Genomic DNA, 17,536 nt, shown 5'->3' with positions numbered 1-17,536 from the left:
CAGTTGGCCAGCCTTGTGTCGGCATTCCCGGCACAGCTGGTTCCTCGGTGACCGGAGCGGGTGACCGCATTCCTTACCAACGCGCGAACAGGTGATGCACCGGCCGGTGTCGTTCTGCAGTACACGGTCGAGACCCCAGGAGGGGCAAGGGGCCTTGGCTGCTTCCTCCTTCATACGGCGCCAGCACAGGCAGCAGTGCTGGCGGTCGAGACATCCGACCGGTCCGCCGCAGGTGATGCAGTCCGTTGCTTCTTGCCCATCGCGGCCTGCCGCCACAGGGGCGGCATCGACCGGCCCCGGGCCGAGGCGGCCTGCGGCAGGTCGGCGACCGGGCGAAGGGGCGCGATCGGCCGCTCGACGGGGGTGGTGTCGACCTCGATCAGGTCGTTGGGGGTGCACTCCGGCGCGGTGCACAACGCGGCCAGCGTGGTCATCTTCACCTGTGAGGGTTCCTTGGTGAACAGGGCGGACACCGACGCCGAGGACAGCTCCAGGCCGGCCTTCTCGGCCAGCAGTCGTCGCAGTTCGGTGCCGGTCCACACTTCGCGCTGGGCGGCGGTCATCCGCAGCCGCCATTGGATCTTCACGCCGTGGTGTCCTTCCTGCTCAGCTCGGCCAAAGTGCTGGCGACCGCACGCTGATAGGCATCCTCGATGAAGGTCGCCGACGGCCGGACATAACGCATGGTCGAGCTGACCGTCCAGTGGCCGAGCATCTGCTGGATCGCCACCAAGTTAAGTCGGCGCCGCGTTCGTAGTTGTGGGTCGCGCACGCTCTTCTCAGGGCATGCGGGCTGAACCTCTCGGCGGCTGGGCGGCCTTCGAGCTCCATCAGATAGCGCAGGCGGTTGCGGATGGTCCCGCGATGGAGGCTGCCCCCGGACTCGTCCGCGAACAGCGCCGGCGAGTCGGGAGACTTGCGCCGCACGTCCTCCAGGAACCATCGCAGCACCATCGAGGCCATCAGCATGGGCACCCACCGGGGCCGCGGTCCGGAAGTATGGGCGCCTTGCCGAAGCAGACATGGGGCTTGCCGAATGGGTCGCGGGCCTATGAGCGGCACGCCTGCGCTCGGTCGCGCTGCTGGACGCCTCCGACGCGGCCCTGGCGACCCGGGCCGCAGGTATCACCCACGACGCGCCGGCCATGCGCTGGGGGACAACGCGTCCCGCCCGGCTTCCGTGCCGAAACCGGTCGCTCCCCGCTCACCAGGACGTTCCCGCTAAAGCATTTCCCACGCCCCAGGCGCGCCCTAACGGTGTGATGGGCTGCTGACCAGCCGTTCCCGGAAACCAGGAGGCGTCTTGCTGCGGTGACGATTTGAATCGAGGCCTACGCCACGCAGCGCAACACACTCCTGAAACTCTCGCTGCGTGCGAGAATTGATGCTTGATGGACAAAGGGACGGCAGATTGACTCAACCATGACCGAATCCTGCCCGGAACAGCCGCCAGATCCGGGCCCGAATGAACCACTGCGGCTCAGTGCCGCCGGCGCGGCCGCATCAGCCTGGATCACTGTGTTGACGACCGAGCACTACAACATGCAGACGCAACGCGCCGCCACGATCAGCGAAGCCAACGGACGGGCCAGCATTTTCCTCGGCGCCCTGTCGGCCGGCCTCATTGCTCTCGGGTTCTACGGTCGCGCCGGGCACCGTGCAGGGACGACCACCTTTTACATTCTGGTGCTGTCGTCGCTGGCGTTCTTGGGTGTGGTCACCTTCGTTCGCTGCCTGGAGATCTCTATTGACGACTGGCAGTTCAGTATCCGTATCACCAGACTTCGCGCCATGTACGCGGAACTGGTTCCCGAACTGGCCGACCTGCTCCTCGCTGTGGCCGGTCACGAGCAGGCCGTGGCCATGTTGACGCCGCGCCGACAGCCGTTTCAGCGGATGCTCAGCGTTGCGGGCAGTATTGGTGTGATCACGAGTGTCGTCATCGGTGCCGACGTCGGCGTCCTGGCCTACGGACTGCATGCCCAGCTCGCCACAGCTCTTCCTGTGGGAGTAGCGGCCGGAATCGTTATGCTCGTCGCGAGCGTCCGCTTTCAAAGCTCGCGCTGGAAAGGGGTTTCTGCCGCCGACCCTTCTCGCGGCAGCATTTAGAGCACACCCGATGAAAAGACGAGCCAAGAGCCATGAGCCTGAGTTGGATTTTACCAACCTTTGACAGTGGCGTGCATTTCCCAGACAAGGATTTCGGCGGGTTCGTCGGCGGTGATCCTCTGGCCTCCGGTTGCGGTGAAGCGCGCGGAATCCCCGGCTTCGAGTTTTCCGGATGCCTCCAGCGTGACGGTGCCGCGGGGAACGAAGAGGTGAAGGAATGGCGCCTCGGGGAGCAGCACGGAGTCGCCCGGGTTCAGGCGTGCCGCGTGCAGTCCGGCGTACTTGTTCTTGATGCGGATCGCCGATGCGTCGGCATGCCGGTCCATTCCCGAGGCCACGGTGACCAGGCGGCCGTGCAACAGCGCATCATCGATCTCCAACTGTTCGTAGCCGGGAGTGATGCCCTCCTCGTCCGGCACGACCCACATCTGCACGAAGTGCACGGGGTCGGTGTGGGGACTGACGCCCTCAAGTCGCCAGGAGTCATTCTTCTCCGAATGCAGGATGCCCGTCCCGGCACTCATGCGCTGGGCGAGTCCGGGGTAGATCAGCCCGGCGTGGCCGGTGGAGTCCTGGTGGACCAGTGATCCCTGCAGCACCCACGTGACGATCTCCATGTCCTGGTGTGGATGCGTTTCGAAGCCAGTGCCGGCGGTGACGATGTCGTCGTTGTTGACCAGCAGCAGTCCATGGTGGGTGTTCTGGGGGTCGTAGTGGTGCGAGAAGGAGAAGGAGTGCTTGGAATCAAGCCAGGACAGCTGTGTTTTGTACCGTTCTCGGCTGCGACGGATGTCCACCGTCGGTTGCAGAGCAGCGGTCATCGCATGCGTCCTTTCCGCCCCCGGCGTACCGCCGCGCTCACGGCCGTCCCCGGGCGCCGGGCGGAACCGTCACCGCCGGCACAGCGTCGGGGGCTCCCCGGTCGGCGACGTGCAGTTGTGTGCAGTGCTGGTCGGCGATCTCGGCGCAGATGTCGGCCGCCTGCTCGCAGAGGGGGTTGCCGAAGTCCGCGGCGGTCAACGCCATGATCATCTTGTAACGGAGGTCATCCATGTCCGCCTCCGAAAGTTCGGGGGGATCGGCAGCCTCCAGGCTAGGCGCACCTGCGTGCCGCTGCCATCCGTGCGGTGCCGGCCCCATGCGGGAACAGGCATCGAAGTGGACCGTTCACAGGGAAGATCTGCAGGAGGCGCCGATCGCCGGGTCGCCAGCCTGTCTGAACGGTGTCTTTATCGCGAAAGGGTGGTTGACCTGGGATCTTGTGATCGCCCAAGTAGGGGCGTGATCGTTGATCGTGGGTCTGCGACTGGTCTACCTGATCTTGTGCCCCCGGCTGGGCTGCCTCCTCTTGCTGGGCCGCTCGCCCGCCGCGAACAACCTCGAGATCCTCGCTCTCCGCCATGAGGGCGCTGTGCTGCGTCGGCAGGTCGAGCGCCCGCGGCTCTCGTGGGCCGATCGTGCTGTGCTCTACGCCCTCGACGGCAGCCGCCGCCCGCCTTGCGCCCCTGCTCCGTTCAGGGTGCCAGCACAACCCTGCCGAACACTGCGGGTGCCGATAAATCTTCCGTGCAGTTCAGGGCCCTGTGCGGGTGGTGCTCGTTGTAGAACGATTTGTACTCGCGCAGGGCGTGGAGAAGGTGGCTCCCGTTCCAGATCGAGGTCTGGTCCAGCATCTCCCTGCGGCAGGTCTGTATCCAGAGCCCATGGGCGAGTTCATGCGGGGTATCGGAATTCCAGTGGTGACGACCTCGAGACCGGCATCGGTCGTCAGGGGGGCGGGCGATGCCCGCGGACTTCCCTGGCTGGGGCCGGGTCTACGCCTTCGTCCGCCGCTGGCGCGAACACGGGCTGATCACCGAGTTCCACGACCGGCTGCGCGGGAAGGTCCGTGAGCGCGAGGGCCGTGAGGCCGAGCCCACGGCGGGAATCATCGACGTGCAGTTGGTGCGGGCCGCCGCGACGGTGCCGGCCGCCTCACGCGGCTACGACCGCGGGAAGAAGGACGGGGCTACTTCGCACACTCCCAGGCCGGCGGCCCGTCAAATCGCCAGCGCAGCGCGCACCCACCTCCCACGCCGCCGGTACATCGATGGGTTGGAGGCTCAGGCAGTCGTGGCCCTGACGCCCCCTTGCCCCGGTAGTCCGAGCTCTGTGCCTTCTTCTGGGATGGCTTGGGCTGCTCGGTGCGCGTCGTGGTCTTGGCGGTGGTTGCCTTTTTCTGGGCGCGGAGCTTGGCGCTGCTCGGGCCGTGCTGGGCGCCGAAGGGCAAGGAGCCGATCCCGGCCGGGTTGCTGGCCGGCCGTACGGGCAAGGGTGCGGCGACGGATCGGCTCGGGCTGTTGCTGATGGTGCTGAGCACGCGGGCGTCGGGCTGGCTGCAGCTGTGCGGCGGCTCGGTGAAGAAGCGGGAGGGGCGGGGGCGGCGACGCTGGCGCGGCTGCTGGGCTGCTCGCCGTCCGGGTCCGGGGCGCGGAAGGTCCTGATGCGGTTGACGGAGGCCGGGGTCGTGGCGCGGCAGCGGAAGGCGACGACAACGCGGATGAACGGCCGCGGCTGGGTCATGCTGTTGCCGGTTGCCCACGCGTACGGCCGGGTCCTGGCCCCTGTGGAGGCTGTTTCGGGCCCGGAGGCGGTGTTTTCGCAGCATCCCGATGGGGGAGGGCGAGCGCGCGGCCGCGGTGGCCGCCGGAGAGGTCCGCCAGGCGCTGCCGTGCGAGGACTGCGGACAGAAGCGGGCGGCCGGGCTGTGCGAGGCGTGCGGCTACCGGCGCCGGACCGAGGCCCTGATCGTGGAGGCCGGCATGGTCGCGGCCACCTGGTCCGCGGCCCTGGACGACCCGGGCGACGTCGCCGCCGTCATCGCCCACGTCCGCGCGTCGCTGGGGCCGACATCGAGGCCGCCCGCGCGTAGTTCCTGGAGCTGCTGGACTCCGACGAACTGGAAACGAACCCGGTCGCGGCGGCATCCGCGCTCCCCTTCGCCGCGCTCCAGGCCGTGGAGCAGGCGGCGCCGGAGTACCGGCAGAACGCGCTGGCGATGCTGGGCCGCACCGAGGAAGCCGAAGCGGAGGCCCGCCGGGCGCACGCGCCCGGGCAGAACCGCCGCTGGTTCAGGGCCGACCCGAACGGCGCGAACGCCGTCGCCGCCGCGACGAAAGCGGCCGACACCGCCCGGGGCGCACCGCCCAGTACCTGCTCGAGGCGCGGCTGGAGCAGCTGCGCGAGCAGGCCGCGGACCACACCGAGGCGGCCGGCCCCGCGCCGTGGGCGGACCGGCTGCCCGAGCTCGCCGCCCGTTCGCTCGAGGGCGACCCTGCCGGGGCGGTGCTCGCATGAGCACCAAGCTGAGCGGGGTCGACCTCGAGCGCCAGCCCCTGGTCGCGGCCCGGGAAGCGGCGAAGAAGAACGGCCGCCACAAGGAGAAGCCGAAGCGGTCCCGGACGGCCGGGCGATACAACAGAACGGACGCGAGCCGCTCGGGCTCGCCGCCACGATCTCCCTGATGATGACCGAGCGCGCCATGATCGCCCCGGCCGTCGGCGGCAGCGTCCTCGCCCAATGGGAGAGCATCCTCGCCGTGGCGGCGCCCGAACTCCTCAGGCACGTCCAAATGGTGAAGTTCGACGCGGACACCGACCGCCTGGACATCGTCCCCGCCGCCCCCGCGTATGGCGCCAAGCTGCGCCGGAGCGCGCCGAAGCTGATCGCGGCGGCCGAAGAGCAGGTCAGGGGGCCACGGCGGACGTGGTGGGTGGGTGACCCAGATATGCGTTAGAGAGGCCCTGGGACCGGGACCTCGGCCAGGAACGACGACCTTCTCCTCGCGCGCCTCGGGGCGCAGGGCGCGCAGGGCGGACAGCGACGCAGGGGTCGTCGTGCCCGCCCCGAGTGCGCACGTCGTCGTCTACGCGGCGCGTGTGAGTTCGGCTTGGCCGAACAGCAGGGCGTAGCCGGTGGGGAGCTGGTGGAGGATGCGGGCGGTCAGATCGGGGCCGGCGTGGGCGGCGACAGCGGAGAAGACGGAGCCGGTGTCCCAGCGGGTGGTGGCCAGGGAGGCGCCGGTGCGGGCGGCGAGGTCCTTGACGAAGGCCCAGCCGGTCAGCGGCTGGGTGTCGGGGATCTGCGCGGTCAGCACACGTGCGGCTTCCAAGGGCAGGCAGGCGGCGAGGTCGACGCGTTCGTCGCCGGTCAGCTGGCGCCCCAGTCCGGCGAGAACCAGGCGGACGGCTTCGTCGGCCTTCTCGCGGGTGGGGTAGGCGCCCTCGTAGCGGACCTTCTCCAGCATCTGCTCGTATGCCGTCCCGTGCGGCTGCCGGGACGGTGCGTGCCGGTCGGAGATCACTGGGGTGGTTGCCTTTCTTGCTGTGGCCGGTGTTCGGGCACCGGTGTGCGGGATGATCAGGTGGGCTGGGGGCGGCCGAAGAGCAGGTCGTAGCCGGCGGGGAGCTGGAGCAGTATCTGGCCCATCAGATCCTCGCCGGCGGCGTCGGCGACGGTGGACAGCACGGCGCTGACGTCCCAGGCCGCGGTCTGCTCGGTGGCGCCTTCGATCCACGCGGCGGTTGCGCGGACGAACCGCTCCGGGGACAGCGGCTCGGCACTCTGCAGCGGATTGAGCAGGATCAGGGCGAACGCTTCAGGCAGGCGCGCCGCCAGCCGGGCGCGGACATCGCCGACCAGGTGCGCGCCGAGGAGGGCGAGCACCACACGGGCCGCGCGCTCGGCTTCCTCCAGAGTTTCGCACTCGCCGCGTTCCTTAACGTGGCCGAGGAACGCTTCGCGTCGCAGAGTCATCTCGGCCGCCACCCCTTTCTTCGGACTGCCACGGGGTGCGGAGGGCGGGGTGAGGGGGAGAACAGGTGCCCGTCCTCCGCACGCGTCCGGCTGGTGTCAGCCGGAGATCTCCTTGCGGCCGGATCCGGCGCCGATGGAGATCTTGCGGGGCTTGGCGCGCTCGGCGATCGGGATGCGCAGGGTGAGCACGCCCGCGTCGTAGTCGGCCTGGATGTGCTCGGTGTCGAGGGTGTCGGCGAGCACGATCTGGCGGGAGAAGACACCCAGCGGCCGCTCGGACAGCTCCATCTGCACGTCGTCGGCCTTCGCCGCCGGCCGCCGCTCGGCCTTGACGGTGAGCATGTTCCGCTCGACGTCGATGTCGATCGCGTCCGCGGTAACGCCCGGAAGGTCGAAGGCCACCACATACTCGTCGCCCTCGCGGTAGGCGTCCATCGGCATCGCCGACGGGCGGGACCAGGTGCCCGGGCCCATCAGCTGTTGCGCCAGCCGGTCCAGCTCACGGAAGGGGTCAGTGCGCATCAACATTGTGAAAACACCTCCAGCGGGTTCAGCAGTTGCTGCCAATGCGCCTCACTGACACCGTTGTAACATGTCATCCAATGGATGACAAACGCAATGTCGTCTACTCGATGACAATCCGAGGGAGGTGTCCGTGGCCGCAGCCGACCAGCCGCCCACGAACAGCACGAATGCCCACAGCCCGGCATCGTTCCTCGCCGCCGCGGCGGCCCTGCATGCCATAGACGACGCCCTGCGCGACGCCATGCGAGAGTCCCCGGACACCCCGGATGCGCCCGAACCCGGGCCGGAGCAGGCGCTGGCCTCCCTGCTGCTGCTGCGGCAGGTGCGCGAGCAACTCGCCGGATGGGAGACCGGCCTGATCGAAACCGCCCGCGACGCGGGAGCCAGCTGGGCCGACCTCGCTCACCCCCTCGGCGTCGCCAGCCGCCAGGCCGCCGAACGCCGCTACCTGCGTGGCCGCCCCGGCCCCGCCGGCACCACCGGCGAACAACGCGTCCAGGCCACCCGTGAACGCCGAGCCGCCGAACGCACCACCGCCACCTGGGCCCGCCGCAACGCGGCCGACCTGCGCCGCATCGCCGGCCAGATCACCGCCCTCACCGACCTTCCCAGTACGGCCCGCCTCCCGCTCAGCCAGCTCCACGCGGCCCTTGCCCACGACGACCCCGCCGAGCTCATCCGCCCCCTCGAGGCCGCCCGCCCCCACCTGATCACCACCCACCCCGACCTCGCTGCACAACTCGACACACTCACACCCCCCTGACCCCGCCCGTTCCGGTTCTCTGTTTCGTTCTTGCTCGGGCCCCAGGCCGTGGGGGCGTGCCCAGGTCCACGCTGCCTGTCGCAACAGCCGCCCGGTGAGACTGGGCGCGCTTGCTCATCGAGGCTGCGGGGCACGACTCTTCCTGGGGGCGGGGGGTATCGGAACCGGTTGTAGCGGTAGCGGGATGATCTTGGTTCCGGTTCGATGACGGGTCCGTTTTGCCTGGTCAGGGGCTCTTGCGGTCCTGGTCATGCCTGTTGAGTATCTGCCTGTTGAGCAAGAGGGCCGCTTCGGTCGGTTCGCCGCGGAACCGTCGCCGGGTGAGCTGGAGCAGTTCTATCGCCTGGACGCGCGGGTGCTGGAGCTGGCGGCGGCGAAGCGCCGTGCGGCGACGCGCCGTGCGGCGACGCGGCTGGGGTGGGCGGTGCAGTGGGGGACGGTCCGGAGGCTGGGGACGTTCCTGACGGAAGACCCGGACGCGGTGCCGGCGGTGGTGGTGCGGTTCGTCGCCGAGCAGCTGGGCGTGGACGACGCGCACTACGCGGAGTACGGGGGCGGTTGCAGCGGCGGTACGAGCACGCGTGGGAGATCCGGGACGCCTACGGCTACCGGACTTCGCGGCCGGGTGCCCCCGGCGGCTCGACTACGAGGCAGATCACCAACGCCCTGGCCGCGTACAACCGGCCCTTGGCGTCTCCGCATGCTTGGCCTGGTGCGACTTCATGGACGGGACCTTGGAGAGACTCCGTCACCACCCAGGTCTGAAGAGCTGAACCGAACCAACGCCAGCCCAGGCACCCATGTGGTCCGTCATTGCTGCAGCTCAGAGGGTGCTTCGTTGTTCTTTCGATGCGAACCACCCGACCCCCCGGCTGAAGCCTTGCTGTAACTGTTATCGTTACAGCAAGGGGGTGAAGGACGTGAGTGCGAACAGCAGGATGACGGTCGCCGTCCATGTGCTGACCTGGATGGCCCTGGTGCACGGCCGCGGGCGCGACGTGGTCACCTCGGACCAGATCGCCACGAGCGTGGCCACCAACCCGGTCGTGATCCGGCGCAGCCTCGCCGATCTGCGAAAGGCGGGTTTGGTGACGGTCCGTCACGGCGCGGGGGCTGGCTGGACGCTGGCTCGCGCACCGGAGTCCATCACGCTGCTCGATGTCTTCCGCGCGGTGCACGACGAGCCGCTGTTCGCCCTGCACCACGGCGAACCGAACCAGGCGTGCCCCGTCGGCCGCGGCATCCAGCCCGCGCTGCGCCACGTCTACGTCGACGCGGAGGAGGCCGTCCGGCGGGAGCTCGCGGGGGTTTCGATCGCGGACGTCCTGCGGGACACCCTGGCTGCCCGCTCCGGCTGAACCGCCGAGCGGGGTCGGCCGGGGCTTGCCCTTGCGTGCAGTTGTAACAGAATCTGTTTCATTGACTTGGATCACCAAGGGTCGCCGGGCGGCCCGTGATCCGACGTACGGAGGTGGAACGCCATGCGGGCGATCGAGTACTACCGCCACGGCGGCTACGGGGAACTGCGACTTGTGGACCGTCCGGCCGAACCGGCCACCGGCGGCCGGGCGTCGATCCGGCTCTCCTACGCCGAGGTGAGCCCGGCCGACAACACCATCAGGGCAGGCCGGATGGACCCCTCTCTGCACCAGACGCCGCCCCACATACCCGGCGGCGGCGCGGTGGGGCGGATCACCGACCCCGGGGCGACCGGCCTGGCGGAGGGGGCGCGCGTCGTGGTCGGCGGCGGCGGGCTCGGCTGGCGCACCGACGGCACCTGGCGCGAGCAACTGACCGCGGACGCCAACCAGCTGATACCGATCCCCGACGGGGTGAGCGACGAGGCCGCCTGCGCGCTGTTCGCCGGTGCCGGATACAGCACCGCCTACCTCGTTCTGACCAGACTTGCCGGGCTGAAGGCCGGCGGTACCGTCCTGGCGCCAGGCATCGGTGGCTCCGTCGGCATGGGCACCGTGGAGGTGGCCCGCGAACTCGGCGCATCCCTAGCCGTCTCCACCGCAAGCCGCACCGACAAAGCCGAAGCCGCCCGCGCCGCCGGCCACGAGCACGTCATCGACCTGTCCCGCGAATCCCTGACCGACGGCGTCGCGCGCATCACCGATGGCAGGGGCGTGGACGTCGTGGTCGACGGCGTCGCCGGTCCGCTGCTCGGTCCCTGCATCGCTTCCCTCGCACACGGCGGCGTCTACGTCGGCGTCGGATACTCCGGCGGCACCGAAGGCACGGTGAACATCACCGACCTGATGTGGAAGAACGCCACCGCCTACGGCTACACGTTCACGATGACCCCGCCGGACGTCGCCCGCGCCGCCCGCGTGACCCTGCTGGAATGGCTGGACGCGGGCCGCATCACCCCCGCCATCGCCCGCGTGTTCCCGCTGGAACAGGCGGCCGAAGCGCAGCGTCATCTGATCGAGGAGCGGCCCTTCGGCCGCGTCCTGCTCACCATGGCCCGCTGAACCGGGCCGAAACTAGAGGAGCCACGACATGCAGCCTCGCAAGGCCTCCACAGCCGATATACCGGAACTGATCCGGCTGCGCGCCGTCGCGCTGGAGAGCCTGGGCACCGATCCCGGACCGGCCGACACACCGTGGCGGCGGATCGCCCGCGACTGGTTCGAGGAGCGCATCAACCGCCGCGACGACTGCGTCTGCCTCGTCGTCGGCGGCGGCCCCGGCGAACCCCTCGTCGCCTGCGGCATGGCCTGGGTCACCTACCATCTGCCCGGTTCGCGCTGGCCCGAGGGGCGCCGCGGCTACCTCGACGGCATCGTGACCGACGCCCCGGCCCGCGGCCGCGGCCACGCACGCCGCATCGTGGACGAGCTGGTCGGCTGGCTCCAGGGGGCGGGCATCCACTACATCCAACTGCACACCAGCGAGGCCGGGAAGCCGGTCTACGAAGCCGCGGGCTTCGTCGCTGGCCGCTACCCAGGCATGGACCTGATCACGGCACCGCCCGCCAGGTGACCCCTGATGGGCTCTGCAAGGCGCAGGCGGAAGCCAGTCGGTCTTCGAGCTTGTCCTTGGTGTGTCCGTCGGCGTCTCGCCGCTGACGCTGTCACTGTGTACTTGTCGGGTGGCGGCAGCTGTACGAGAACAGAGCCGACGCTGCTGGGGCCCGTTTCTGACCGACAGCACGCACCGAGGTCAGCTGTCATCGGCTCGTGTTCTCGGGTGTGGCCGGCGTTGCGAAGGTTGTATTCGACGAGGCCCGTCTGGTTGACGGTGGAGGTGTAGCGCAGGGCCGCGCCGACGGTCAGGCCGAACAGATCGCAGATCCGGCGGGGATCGCCGCCGGTGGCCTCGGCCTCGTGAAGGAGGCGGTCCTCGCGGAGGCGTCGGGCGGGCATGCCGAGGACGTCGTTGATCCAGACGTTGCTGACGGGTTCCACGCCGCATGCCGTGGTCTGGGACAGGAACAGGTGGGAGTTGGCCGTGCGTGGCCACCGGCTGTTGCGGTAGTCCAGGTAGGCCGTTAGTCGGTCGCGTACGGCTTCGGCGAGCAGGACGGTGCGGTTGGGTAGGAATAGCCTTCCATCGCACAGGTCCGTGGTCAGGACGGTACGTAGTTCCTTGAAGGTGAGTGCGTGGAAGATGACCAGCGCTGACAGGGCCGCCTTCGGCGCCGCCTGGTCCTGGAGGACCTGGCGGAGGTTGGTGACCTCGACCGGCAGAGGAATGGTGGCGGTCGGCATGCCGCAGAAGATCCGGGTGGTGGGGTCGGTGAAGATGATCCGCCGACGCTTGAGAGGCCGGAAGATGTGCCGCAGGCCCTGGAGCATGTTGCCCGCGGCGTTCCGCTGTCGGGCAGGACGTCCAGGACGTTGTCCCGGGTGATGGATCGAAGAGAGTCCTTGCCCTGTTCTGCCCACGTGCGCAGGGCGGGCAGCGCGGCTCTCACCATGCGCCGGATCCACCGGGCCGATCGTGCCTTTACCGTGGTGCGGTGGTACTGCCCGCGAGCATGAGCTCGAACCAGGTCTTCAGCTCAGCGGCCATCTGTTCGGGGAAGTCGGCGGTGAGCTCGCGGAACCAGGGCACCACCGGCGGGATGCGGTCGTCGTCGAGCATGTCGATTTGGGATAGCAGCTTCAGTAGGGGCCTGGCCGGCAGATGCAGGTCTCGCAGGAGCAGAACGTCGGACGCCTGGAACGGGGCGCCGGGAGTGTCCTGGAGGGCCAGGAGAATGCGCAGGCTGCGGTCCAGGCCCTGTGCGGTGAAGTACTCCAGACCGTGCCGTCGCGCGTAGTCGTCGGCCGCGGCCTGCAGAGCCGCAGCCGCCTCGGGCGCGTCCGCCTCGGGGAAACCGTGCTGCTGCCCGCGCCGTAGGTCCCGTCCGTGCGGCGGGGACAGCACCAGCTGTCGATGCTTCACCGGCAGGAGCAAGGGCGGGGCGTTGGAGGCGGCTCGGAGCGGCGGCAGGTCGGCCCCGGCGTCATCAGCCGGACACGCCGTTCCATGTCGGCGAAGTACAGCTGCTGCCCGTGCCGGTTCGCCTCCTCCAGCACCATGGCGCAGTGAGGGCGCCGCAGCAGCTGGGCCTGCTTGAAGCACAGACGACAGGCGCCATCGCGCAGGGACAGCTCCCGGCCGCAGACCCGGCACGGGCCGGTGCCGGGATTGAGCCGGCGCCAACCTCGGCAGCCCAGGCACATCCCGCCGTAGCGACGCAGCATCCCCCAGGCGAAGCAGTCCGGGCAGGACGCCGGACGCTCTGCTGACGAACCGCGGTAACAATTACGGCATTTGTGGGCTGACCAGTAGTCCTCTGTCGAGCCGCACTGGCGGCACGGCGGCGGGTCGCACGGCTGTGGCCGGCACCGGTGGCAGTACTTCGCCCCGTAGGTGGACACCGGCCGTGTTCGGCACCGCGGGTACATCCTCGGCAGCGCCATCAGATCGGGGGAAGGGTCCGGCGCGACCCAGCCGCGGCACCCACCGTCGCCGATCCGGTCGCCGCCTGGGGCTCGGGCTTCGGGCGCCGGGCCGCTGCCACCTCCGGCTCGTGGATCAGCAGGTCCGCCGTGGTGCACTCCAGCACCGCGCAGATGATGTCCAGGTCATCGAGCCGAACGGTGGTCGGCGTTCCCGGCCACAGCGCGGACATCTTGCCCGCTGATCTCCAGCCCTGCCTCCCCCAGGCGGCGGCGCATCTCGGTGGATTTCCAGATCCCCCGCTCGGCGGCTTTCATCCGCAGGTTCCAGCGCATACCCTGCTCCTCAGCCCAGGCCCAGACGGGAGGCGACCCGCTGGTTCGCCGCCGCCCACGTCTGTTCGATGTGGTTGTCGTGCACGTGTAATGGTGGGCTCGGGTATTGGAACTCCCGGAATGCCCTTCAGCTCGATCCTTTGAGAAGCGGCGACAGAGCCTCGTGTAGATCTTCGAGCTGGCGGTAGTGGAGGGCGGTCATCCCGGCTTCGCGGGCCGCTGTGACATTGGCTTCGGTGTCGTCGATGAACAAGCAGCGGTCGATCGCCGCGTCGAGACGCTCGGCAGCGGTGCGGTAGACACGAAGATCGGGTTTCGCGACGCCGATGCGCGCTGTGTTCACGACGGCATCGGCGAGGTCGGCGAGTCCTTGGCGTTCCAGGTCCCACTCCAACCGGGTGGTTGCGTTGGAGACCAGGGCGACGGACGCGACCTCGCGTACCTTCTCGAGCAGCGCGACGACTTCTTGATCGACGATGGGCAGGAGGGCGGACCAGGCCCGCACCGACGCATCCGCTCGTTCCTTTGATCCGTGGCGGGCGGCGAGGTCGGCGGCGACCGCCGATCGCCACTGCTCGTCGGTGATCTGCCCGGTGATGGCCGGGTGCAGGCGGGCGGGTGCGAACGCTGCGGCTGCGAGCGCGCCGATGGGAAGTCCGTGCTCTTGCTCCAGCTCGTCGGCGGCCGGCCAATGGCGGATCACGCCGTCGATGTCGCAGAGCACGGCGTCGTAGGGAAGAAGAGGCATGTCACTCCTGGGTGCTGGTTCGGTGGCTGCCTCGGCGGCGTAGGCGGCCCAGTCGCCGGCGGCGGCTCGCTGCCATTTGACGGCGACGGTGATGTCGAGGCCGAGGGTGCGGGCGAGGACGGCTGCGGGCAGCTCGGTGGCGAGCTGGAACAGAGCGGTCGAGCGGGCTTCGGCGAGCCGGATGCCGAGGTTGCGGAGCCGTTCGCCCATGGCCCAGGCACTGATCGGGCGGCCGGGCTGGCCGCCGCGAAAGAGCCAAGGAGAGTCCGTGCGGCCGAGGACGGCATGGCTGCGTCGGACTTCGACTTGCTGCAGGGCCAGTTGGGCGACGGGCTCTGGTAGCTCGACCGGGACGGCGCCGAGGCGGATGCGGACGGTTCCGTCCCTCTCCTCGACGTCCTTGACGGTGAGCCGGGAGATCGCGGCGGGCCACTGGGCATAGAGGAGCAACAGCAAGCCGGCGAGGCGGTCTTCGGGCTTGAGCATGTGGTCGTGCAGCAAGCGTCGGGCGGTGGCCCAGCGGGCTTCGTCGTCCATCGGCTGGGTGGGGCCGTTCCATCGTTCGGCGGGGAAGCTGAGGTCGCGGGTGATCTTCTGGGCGAGAGTCCAGCGCACGAAGTGGCCTGCCTCCCGGCGCAGGCGGATGTCGTCGCTGGTCATCCATCGCTCAAGGTCGGACTGCCGGCAGGTGACCAAGGTCAGGTTCTGCCCTTCCAGCCAGTCCAGGAGATAGACGGCCGCCCGCAGGTGCTGTCGCGCGACGGTGAGTTGGTAGTGGGTGATCTCCTTGCCGCGGCTGCGTCGGCGAAGCCGGCGCAGGAAGGTTGCGTACCGGTGCAGGATTTTCCGTCCCTCGGCCGTCACATGCGAGGCGACGAGGTCCTTCATGTGCCGTTCGAGGCGGATCATCTGCTCGTCCCGGGCGGGCAGGACGTCGGTGGCGACGAGGACGCTGCGGATGTGCTCGACGACCTTGCCCTCGGGGAGCTCGTCCAGGGCCTTGTGGGTCAGGGGGGCGGCGGCCGGAGCCGAGATCGGACAGCACGGTGGCGACGATGCCGCCTGCCAGCCAGCGCATGGCGGTGGCCGCGCGTTCAGTGCCGGCCAGAGCGTCGTGAAGGGGCTGCAGCTTCGGCGGTATGGCACCGGTGCCATCGGCGAGGAGTTCGTGCAGCCGCTGTCTGAGCGTGCAGCGACGACAGGGCCCCGGAGCACGGAGCCGTTCGGCCTGCCCGCAGGTGGGGCAGGGGTGCCAGAGCTCGGCATCCGGTTTGGTGCAGGGCCCGCAGACGGGGGCATCGGCGGTGCCGGAGTGGATGCCGCGGACGCGTCCGCAGGCGGTGCAGCGGGCTTGGCGTTGGAAGCAGCCGCGACAACGGGGCAGGCCGGTGAGGGTCGAGAGCATGCCGGGTGCGGTGCGGCCGCAGATGGAGCAGACCACGATGGGCAGGGGGCAGCAGTTGGGGCACTGAGGACCCTCGGGGGTGCGGGTTTGCACTCGCCGTCGTTCGCGGCGGCAGCTGATGCAGACTTCGGCATTCGCGGGGTCGGTGATCAGGCAGTTCGGACACAGCGGTCGCCCCTGGTCGTCGCGGGTGGCCGGCTCGCGCCGGGCTCCGCAGCGTACGCATTCTTCGACGCGGGACTTGGCGATGCAGTTGCGGCAGACTCGCTGTCCGTGGAGCGGCTTGTCGATGCGGACCACCCGCTGGCAGCGAGGGCAGGCGGGCCGGTCGATCCCCGCGACACCGGCCTCGTGTAGCAGGTCGACGAACTTCAAGATGGCGCGATGCGGCGCCAGACAGCCCTCTCCGGTCAGCAGACGAGGGTTCTCCTCCAGGGCCCAGACCACTCGCTGGCGATAGTGGGGACGGTGGGGTGCCGTCCGGCGGAGGGCTTCGGCGACCACGTCACGGTTGGCGCCCGGAGCAATCGTGGCGATCAGCTCGTGGACGACCGTGACGGGATCGCGGTCGTCAGTGTCGGGACACATTTTGCAGCGTGGCAGGCCCTTGCGGTCCCGGAAGCCGACGCGTCTGACGTTGCCGCAGGCGGTGCACTCGGCTCTCTCCTGCCCGCAGACCGAGCAGTACCAGTCCTGGCCCTTGCGCTGGAGGGTTCGCAGCTGCTTGCCGCACTCCGCGCAGACTGGTGCCTCGATCGCCGAGGCGCCGGCCTTGCGGAGCCCGATGAGCAGATCACCGATCGCCCGGGGCGCCGGGGACCGGCCGTCGGTCAGGGCTGCGGACCGCATCGCCAGGGCCTTGGCCACCTGGCGCGACTTCGCGCGGCCGCCCGCAACCGCGGTAACCACGGCCCGGATCGTCTCGGCGCCGAGTTCCTTCTCGACATCGGTGACGAGGTCTGTGATCAGGCCGATCGGGTCCGTGACGGCACGATCCAGCTGGTCAGCCGTGATCAAGACCGGTCAACTCCTCTGATCCGGGCCTTCTTTGACCGCAGTCCGCCGAGTCCCTCCGCATCGGGCGCCGAGCCGCCGGCAGCTGCCTTCTTCGGCTTCTTCACGGCCCCGGCAACTGCGATGGGCTCGATGAGGTCGTCCATGGTGCAGTCGAGGATGTCGAGCAGGGCCATGAGGATCTTCAGGCTCAGTCGCTCCGGTCGCTCGACGACGAGCCGGTAGACCTGGCTGGAGGACAGGGTGATACCGCGTTCGGCGAGCGGGGGGAGGAGGTCGGTGGTGGAGAACATCCCGCGGTCGGCCATGACTTTGCGCAGGTGCCAGTGGTAGTCGAGCTTGGCGGCCATCGCCGGGTCCCTCCTCGTCAGGCCCCGGCGAACGCCGGGGCCAGTGCCTTGTGCAGGGAAGTGTTCATGAAGTCGTCGCTGACGTGCGTGTAGATGGCCAGGGAGCTGTCGCACTCGTGGCCGACCTGCTGCTGGATGAAGCGCCGGTCCACCCCGTCCTCGGTCAGATGTGTGACGTATGAGTGGCGAAGTCCGTGCGGGGTCAACTCTTTGGGCAGCCTCAGGGCGTCCCGGTATGCCTCGAACCGGTCGTTGATCGAGCCGGGCTGCAGGCGACCCCCGCGCTCGGTGATCCACAGAGCCGGATGATCCGGGAATCCGAAGCGCGGGCGGACGTTCTCGACGTAGTCGGCGACCGCCTCGACGGCCCAGTCCATCACCGACAACACGTTCCGCCGCCGCGGCGGCTGCCCCTGCTTCGCCTTGCCATAGCGGACGTTGAGCGTGCCGTACCGGCCGAACTGCCCAGCCTGCGGATTGCGGCCGAAGTCGACCACATCGAGCTTGGACGTCTCGGTCCGGCGAAGCCCCCACCCGTAGATCACCTTGAAGAGGGTGGCGTCACGGTAGACCGCCAGGGCGCCCTTGCGTTTC

Annotated in this window: 21 protein-coding genes and 2 pseudogenes; 8 read left to right on the top strand and 15 right to left on the bottom strand. The window is 69.4% G+C overall.

The window, feature by feature from the left end; all coding sequences use genetic code 11:
* Positions 1 to 170: 170 nt before the first annotated feature.
* The 3 genes and pseudogenes from ACFZDL_RS40505 to ACFZDL_RS40495 form a co-directional block, all read right to left on the bottom strand.
* Positions 171 to 587 (bottom strand): helix-turn-helix transcriptional regulator, encoded by a 417-nt coding sequence (locus ACFZDL_RS40505; protein ID WP_353595536.1) that lies wholly within the window; start codon positions 585 to 587, stop codon positions 171 to 173.
* The gene (locus ACFZDL_RS40500; protein WP_353595575.1) at positions 584 to 730 is read right to left on the bottom strand and encodes a hypothetical protein; all 147 of its coding nucleotides are present in this window, start codon (positions 728 to 730) and stop codon (positions 584 to 586) included. The genes ACFZDL_RS40505 and ACFZDL_RS40500 overlap by 4 nt, the downstream gene beginning before the upstream one ends.
* Positions 731 to 795: 65 nt before the next feature.
* Positions 796 to 954: pseudogene (locus tag ACFZDL_RS40495) on the bottom strand (site-specific integrase); the annotation flags it as partial.
* A gap of 468 nt (positions 955 to 1,422) precedes the next feature.
* On the opposite strand from ACFZDL_RS40495, the gene ACFZDL_RS40490 reads away from it, so the two are divergent.
* Positions 1,423 to 2,109: a hypothetical protein gene (locus tag ACFZDL_RS40490; RefSeq protein WP_353595537.1), complete on the top strand. Its 687-nt coding sequence runs from the start codon at positions 1,423 to 1,425 to the stop codon at positions 2,107 to 2,109.
* Between the two features lie 50 nt (positions 2,110 to 2,159).
* Here the strand turns inward: ACFZDL_RS40490 and ACFZDL_RS40485 are convergent, their stop codons facing one another.
* The 3 genes and pseudogenes from ACFZDL_RS40485 to ACFZDL_RS40475 form a co-directional block, all read right to left on the bottom strand.
* Positions 2,160 to 2,930 carry a pirin family protein gene (locus ACFZDL_RS40485; protein WP_353595538.1) on the bottom strand — a complete coding sequence of 257 codons (771 nt, stop codon included), beginning with the start codon at positions 2,928 to 2,930 and terminating at the stop codon, positions 2,160 to 2,162.
* A gap of 37 nt (positions 2,931 to 2,967) precedes the next feature.
* Positions 2,968 to 3,162: a hypothetical protein gene (locus tag ACFZDL_RS40480; RefSeq protein ID WP_353595539.1), complete on the bottom strand. Its 195-nt coding sequence runs from the start codon at positions 3,160 to 3,162 to the stop codon at positions 2,968 to 2,970.
* Between the two features lie 521 nt (positions 3,163 to 3,683).
* Positions 3,684 to 3,880, bottom strand: a pseudogene (locus tag ACFZDL_RS40475) (integrase); the annotation flags it as partial.
* A gap of 1,561 nt (positions 3,881 to 5,441) precedes the next feature.
* Here ACFZDL_RS40475 and ACFZDL_RS40470 point away from each other — a divergent pair.
* Positions 5,442 to 5,612, top strand: a complete 171-nt coding sequence (locus ACFZDL_RS40470) for a hypothetical protein (protein WP_353595540.1) — start codon at positions 5,442 to 5,444, stop codon at positions 5,610 to 5,612.
* Positions 5,612 to 5,884: a hypothetical protein gene (locus ACFZDL_RS40465; protein ID WP_353595541.1), complete on the top strand. Its 273-nt coding sequence runs from the start codon at positions 5,612 to 5,614 to the stop codon at positions 5,882 to 5,884. The genes ACFZDL_RS40470 and ACFZDL_RS40465 overlap by 1 nt, the downstream gene beginning before the upstream one ends.
* Positions 5,885 to 6,013: 129 nt before the next feature.
* On the opposite strand, the gene ACFZDL_RS40460 is transcribed toward ACFZDL_RS40465, so the two are convergent.
* From ACFZDL_RS40460 to ACFZDL_RS40450, 3 genes are all read right to left on the bottom strand, one after another.
* Positions 6,014 to 6,451 (bottom strand): DUF2267 domain-containing protein, encoded by a 438-nt coding sequence (locus tag ACFZDL_RS40460; protein ID WP_353595542.1) that lies wholly within the window; start codon positions 6,449 to 6,451, stop codon positions 6,014 to 6,016.
* A gap of 56 nt (positions 6,452 to 6,507) precedes the next feature.
* The gene (locus ACFZDL_RS40455; RefSeq protein ID WP_353595543.1) at positions 6,508 to 6,903 is read right to left on the bottom strand and encodes a DUF2267 domain-containing protein; all 396 of its coding nucleotides are present in this window, start codon (positions 6,901 to 6,903) and stop codon (positions 6,508 to 6,510) included.
* A 96-nt stretch (positions 6,904 to 6,999) separates the two neighbouring features.
* The gene (locus ACFZDL_RS40450; protein ID WP_353595544.1) at positions 7,000 to 7,431 is read right to left on the bottom strand and encodes an Hsp20/alpha crystallin family protein; all 432 of its coding nucleotides are present in this window, start codon (positions 7,429 to 7,431) and stop codon (positions 7,000 to 7,002) included.
* Positions 7,432 to 7,558: 127 nt separating this feature from the next.
* On the opposite strand from ACFZDL_RS40450, the gene ACFZDL_RS40445 reads away from it, so the two are divergent.
* The 5 genes from ACFZDL_RS40445 to ACFZDL_RS40425 all read left to right on the top strand — a co-directional run bounded on the left by ACFZDL_RS40445 (position 7,559) and on the right by ACFZDL_RS40425 (position 11,182).
* On the top strand, positions 7,559 to 8,191 hold the full coding sequence (locus tag ACFZDL_RS40445) for a type III effector protein (protein WP_353595545.1): 633 nt from the start codon (positions 7,559 to 7,561) through the stop codon (positions 8,189 to 8,191).
* A gap of 250 nt (positions 8,192 to 8,441) precedes the next feature.
* Positions 8,442 to 9,080 carry a DUF4158 domain-containing protein gene (locus tag ACFZDL_RS40440; protein WP_353595546.1) on the top strand — a complete coding sequence of 213 codons (639 nt, stop codon included), beginning with the start codon at positions 8,442 to 8,444 and terminating at the stop codon, positions 9,078 to 9,080.
* A 31-nt stretch (positions 9,081 to 9,111) separates the two neighbouring features.
* Positions 9,112 to 9,549: an Rrf2 family transcriptional regulator gene (locus ACFZDL_RS40435; RefSeq protein ID WP_353595547.1), complete on the top strand. Its 438-nt coding sequence runs from the start codon at positions 9,112 to 9,114 to the stop codon at positions 9,547 to 9,549.
* A 123-nt stretch (positions 9,550 to 9,672) separates the two neighbouring features.
* Positions 9,673 to 10,671, top strand: a complete 999-nt coding sequence (locus ACFZDL_RS40430) for a zinc-binding alcohol dehydrogenase family protein (RefSeq protein WP_353595548.1) — start codon at positions 9,673 to 9,675, stop codon at positions 10,669 to 10,671.
* A gap of 28 nt (positions 10,672 to 10,699) precedes the next feature.
* The gene (locus ACFZDL_RS40425) at positions 10,700 to 11,182 is read left to right on the top strand and encodes a GNAT family N-acetyltransferase (RefSeq protein WP_353595549.1); all 483 of its coding nucleotides are present in this window, start codon (positions 10,700 to 10,702) and stop codon (positions 11,180 to 11,182) included.
* Here the strand turns inward: ACFZDL_RS40425 and ACFZDL_RS40420 are convergent.
* The 6 genes from ACFZDL_RS40420 to ACFZDL_RS40395 form a co-directional block, all read right to left on the bottom strand.
* Positions 11,140 to 12,132, bottom strand: coding sequence for a hypothetical protein (locus tag ACFZDL_RS40420; protein WP_353595550.1), 993 nt, complete (start codon positions 12,130 to 12,132; stop codon positions 11,140 to 11,142). The two genes, ACFZDL_RS40425 and ACFZDL_RS40420, sit on opposite strands and share 43 nt — an antisense overlap.
* Positions 12,133 to 12,148: 16 nt before the next feature.
* Complete coding sequence (locus ACFZDL_RS40415; protein ID WP_353595551.1) at positions 12,149 to 12,589, bottom strand: hypothetical protein; 441 nt, start codon at positions 12,587 to 12,589, stop codon at positions 12,149 to 12,151.
* Between the two features lie 520 nt (positions 12,590 to 13,109).
* The gene (locus tag ACFZDL_RS40410) at positions 13,110 to 13,322 is read right to left on the bottom strand and encodes a helix-turn-helix domain-containing protein (RefSeq protein ID WP_391193810.1); all 213 of its coding nucleotides are present in this window, start codon (positions 13,320 to 13,322) and stop codon (positions 13,110 to 13,112) included.
* Between the two features lie 230 nt (positions 13,323 to 13,552).
* Positions 13,553 to 15,328, bottom strand: coding sequence for an HAD-IA family hydrolase (locus ACFZDL_RS40405; RefSeq protein ID WP_353595552.1), 1,776 nt, complete (start codon positions 15,326 to 15,328; stop codon positions 13,553 to 13,555).
* 1,263 nt (positions 15,329 to 16,591) lie between these two features.
* The gene (locus ACFZDL_RS40400; RefSeq protein ID WP_353595553.1) at positions 16,592 to 16,942 is read right to left on the bottom strand and encodes a helix-turn-helix transcriptional regulator; all 351 of its coding nucleotides are present in this window, start codon (positions 16,940 to 16,942) and stop codon (positions 16,592 to 16,594) included.
* Positions 16,943 to 16,959: 17 nt separating this feature from the next.
* Positions 16,960 to 17,520: a tyrosine-type recombinase/integrase gene (locus ACFZDL_RS40395; protein ID WP_353595571.1), complete on the bottom strand. Its 561-nt coding sequence runs from the start codon at positions 17,518 to 17,520 to the stop codon at positions 16,960 to 16,962.
* Positions 17,521 to 17,536: the final 16 nt, after the last annotated feature.

The organism is Streptomyces sp. NPDC007917 (assembly GCF_042959105.1).
GTDB lineage: Bacteria > Actinomycetota > Actinomycetes > Streptomycetales > Streptomycetaceae > Streptomyces.
Note: the sequence above shows the minus strand (reverse complement) of the source record. Positions and strands in the feature narration are given on the sequence as shown.

Bases quoted from the DNA above. Each gene is read 5' to 3' on its own strand.
- ACFZDL_RS40490 (WP_353595537.1), top strand. From the start codon at position 1,423: ATGACCGAATCCTGCCCGGAACAGCCGCCAGATCCGGGCCCGAATGAA.
- ACFZDL_RS40485 (WP_353595538.1), bottom strand. From the start codon at position 2,930: ATGACCGCTGCTCTGCAACCGACGGTGGACATCCGTCGCAGCCGAGAA.
- ACFZDL_RS40480 (WP_353595539.1), bottom strand. From the start codon at position 3,162: ATGGATGACCTCCGTTACAAGATGATCATGGCGTTGACCGCCGCGGAC.
- ACFZDL_RS40470 (WP_353595540.1), top strand. From the start codon at position 5,442: ATGAGCACCAAGCTGAGCGGGGTCGACCTCGAGCGCCAGCCCCTGGTC.
- ACFZDL_RS40465 (WP_353595541.1), top strand. From the start codon at position 5,612: ATGATGACCGAGCGCGCCATGATCGCCCCGGCCGTCGGCGGCAGCGTC.
- ACFZDL_RS40455 (WP_353595543.1), bottom strand. From the start codon at position 6,903: ATGACTCTGCGACGCGAAGCGTTCCTCGGCCACGTTAAGGAACGCGGC.
- ACFZDL_RS40450 (WP_353595544.1), bottom strand. From the start codon at position 7,431: ATGTTGATGCGCACTGACCCCTTCCGTGAGCTGGACCGGCTGGCGCAA.
- ACFZDL_RS40440 (WP_353595546.1), top strand. From the start codon at position 8,442: ATGCCTGTTGAGTATCTGCCTGTTGAGCAAGAGGGCCGCTTCGGTCGG.
- ACFZDL_RS40430 (WP_353595548.1), top strand. From the start codon at position 9,673: ATGCGGGCGATCGAGTACTACCGCCACGGCGGCTACGGGGAACTGCGA.
- ACFZDL_RS40425 (WP_353595549.1), top strand. From the start codon at position 10,700: ATGCAGCCTCGCAAGGCCTCCACAGCCGATATACCGGAACTGATCCGG.
- ACFZDL_RS40410 (WP_391193810.1), bottom strand. From the start codon at position 13,322: ATGTCCGCGCTGTGGCCGGGAACGCCGACCACCGTTCGGCTCGATGAC.
- ACFZDL_RS40405 (WP_353595552.1), bottom strand. From the start codon at position 15,328: ATGGCACCGGTGCCATACCGCCGAAGCTGCAGCCCCTTCACGACGCTC.
- ACFZDL_RS40400 (WP_353595553.1), bottom strand. From the start codon at position 16,942: ATGGCCGCCAAGCTCGACTACCACTGGCACCTGCGCAAAGTCATGGCC.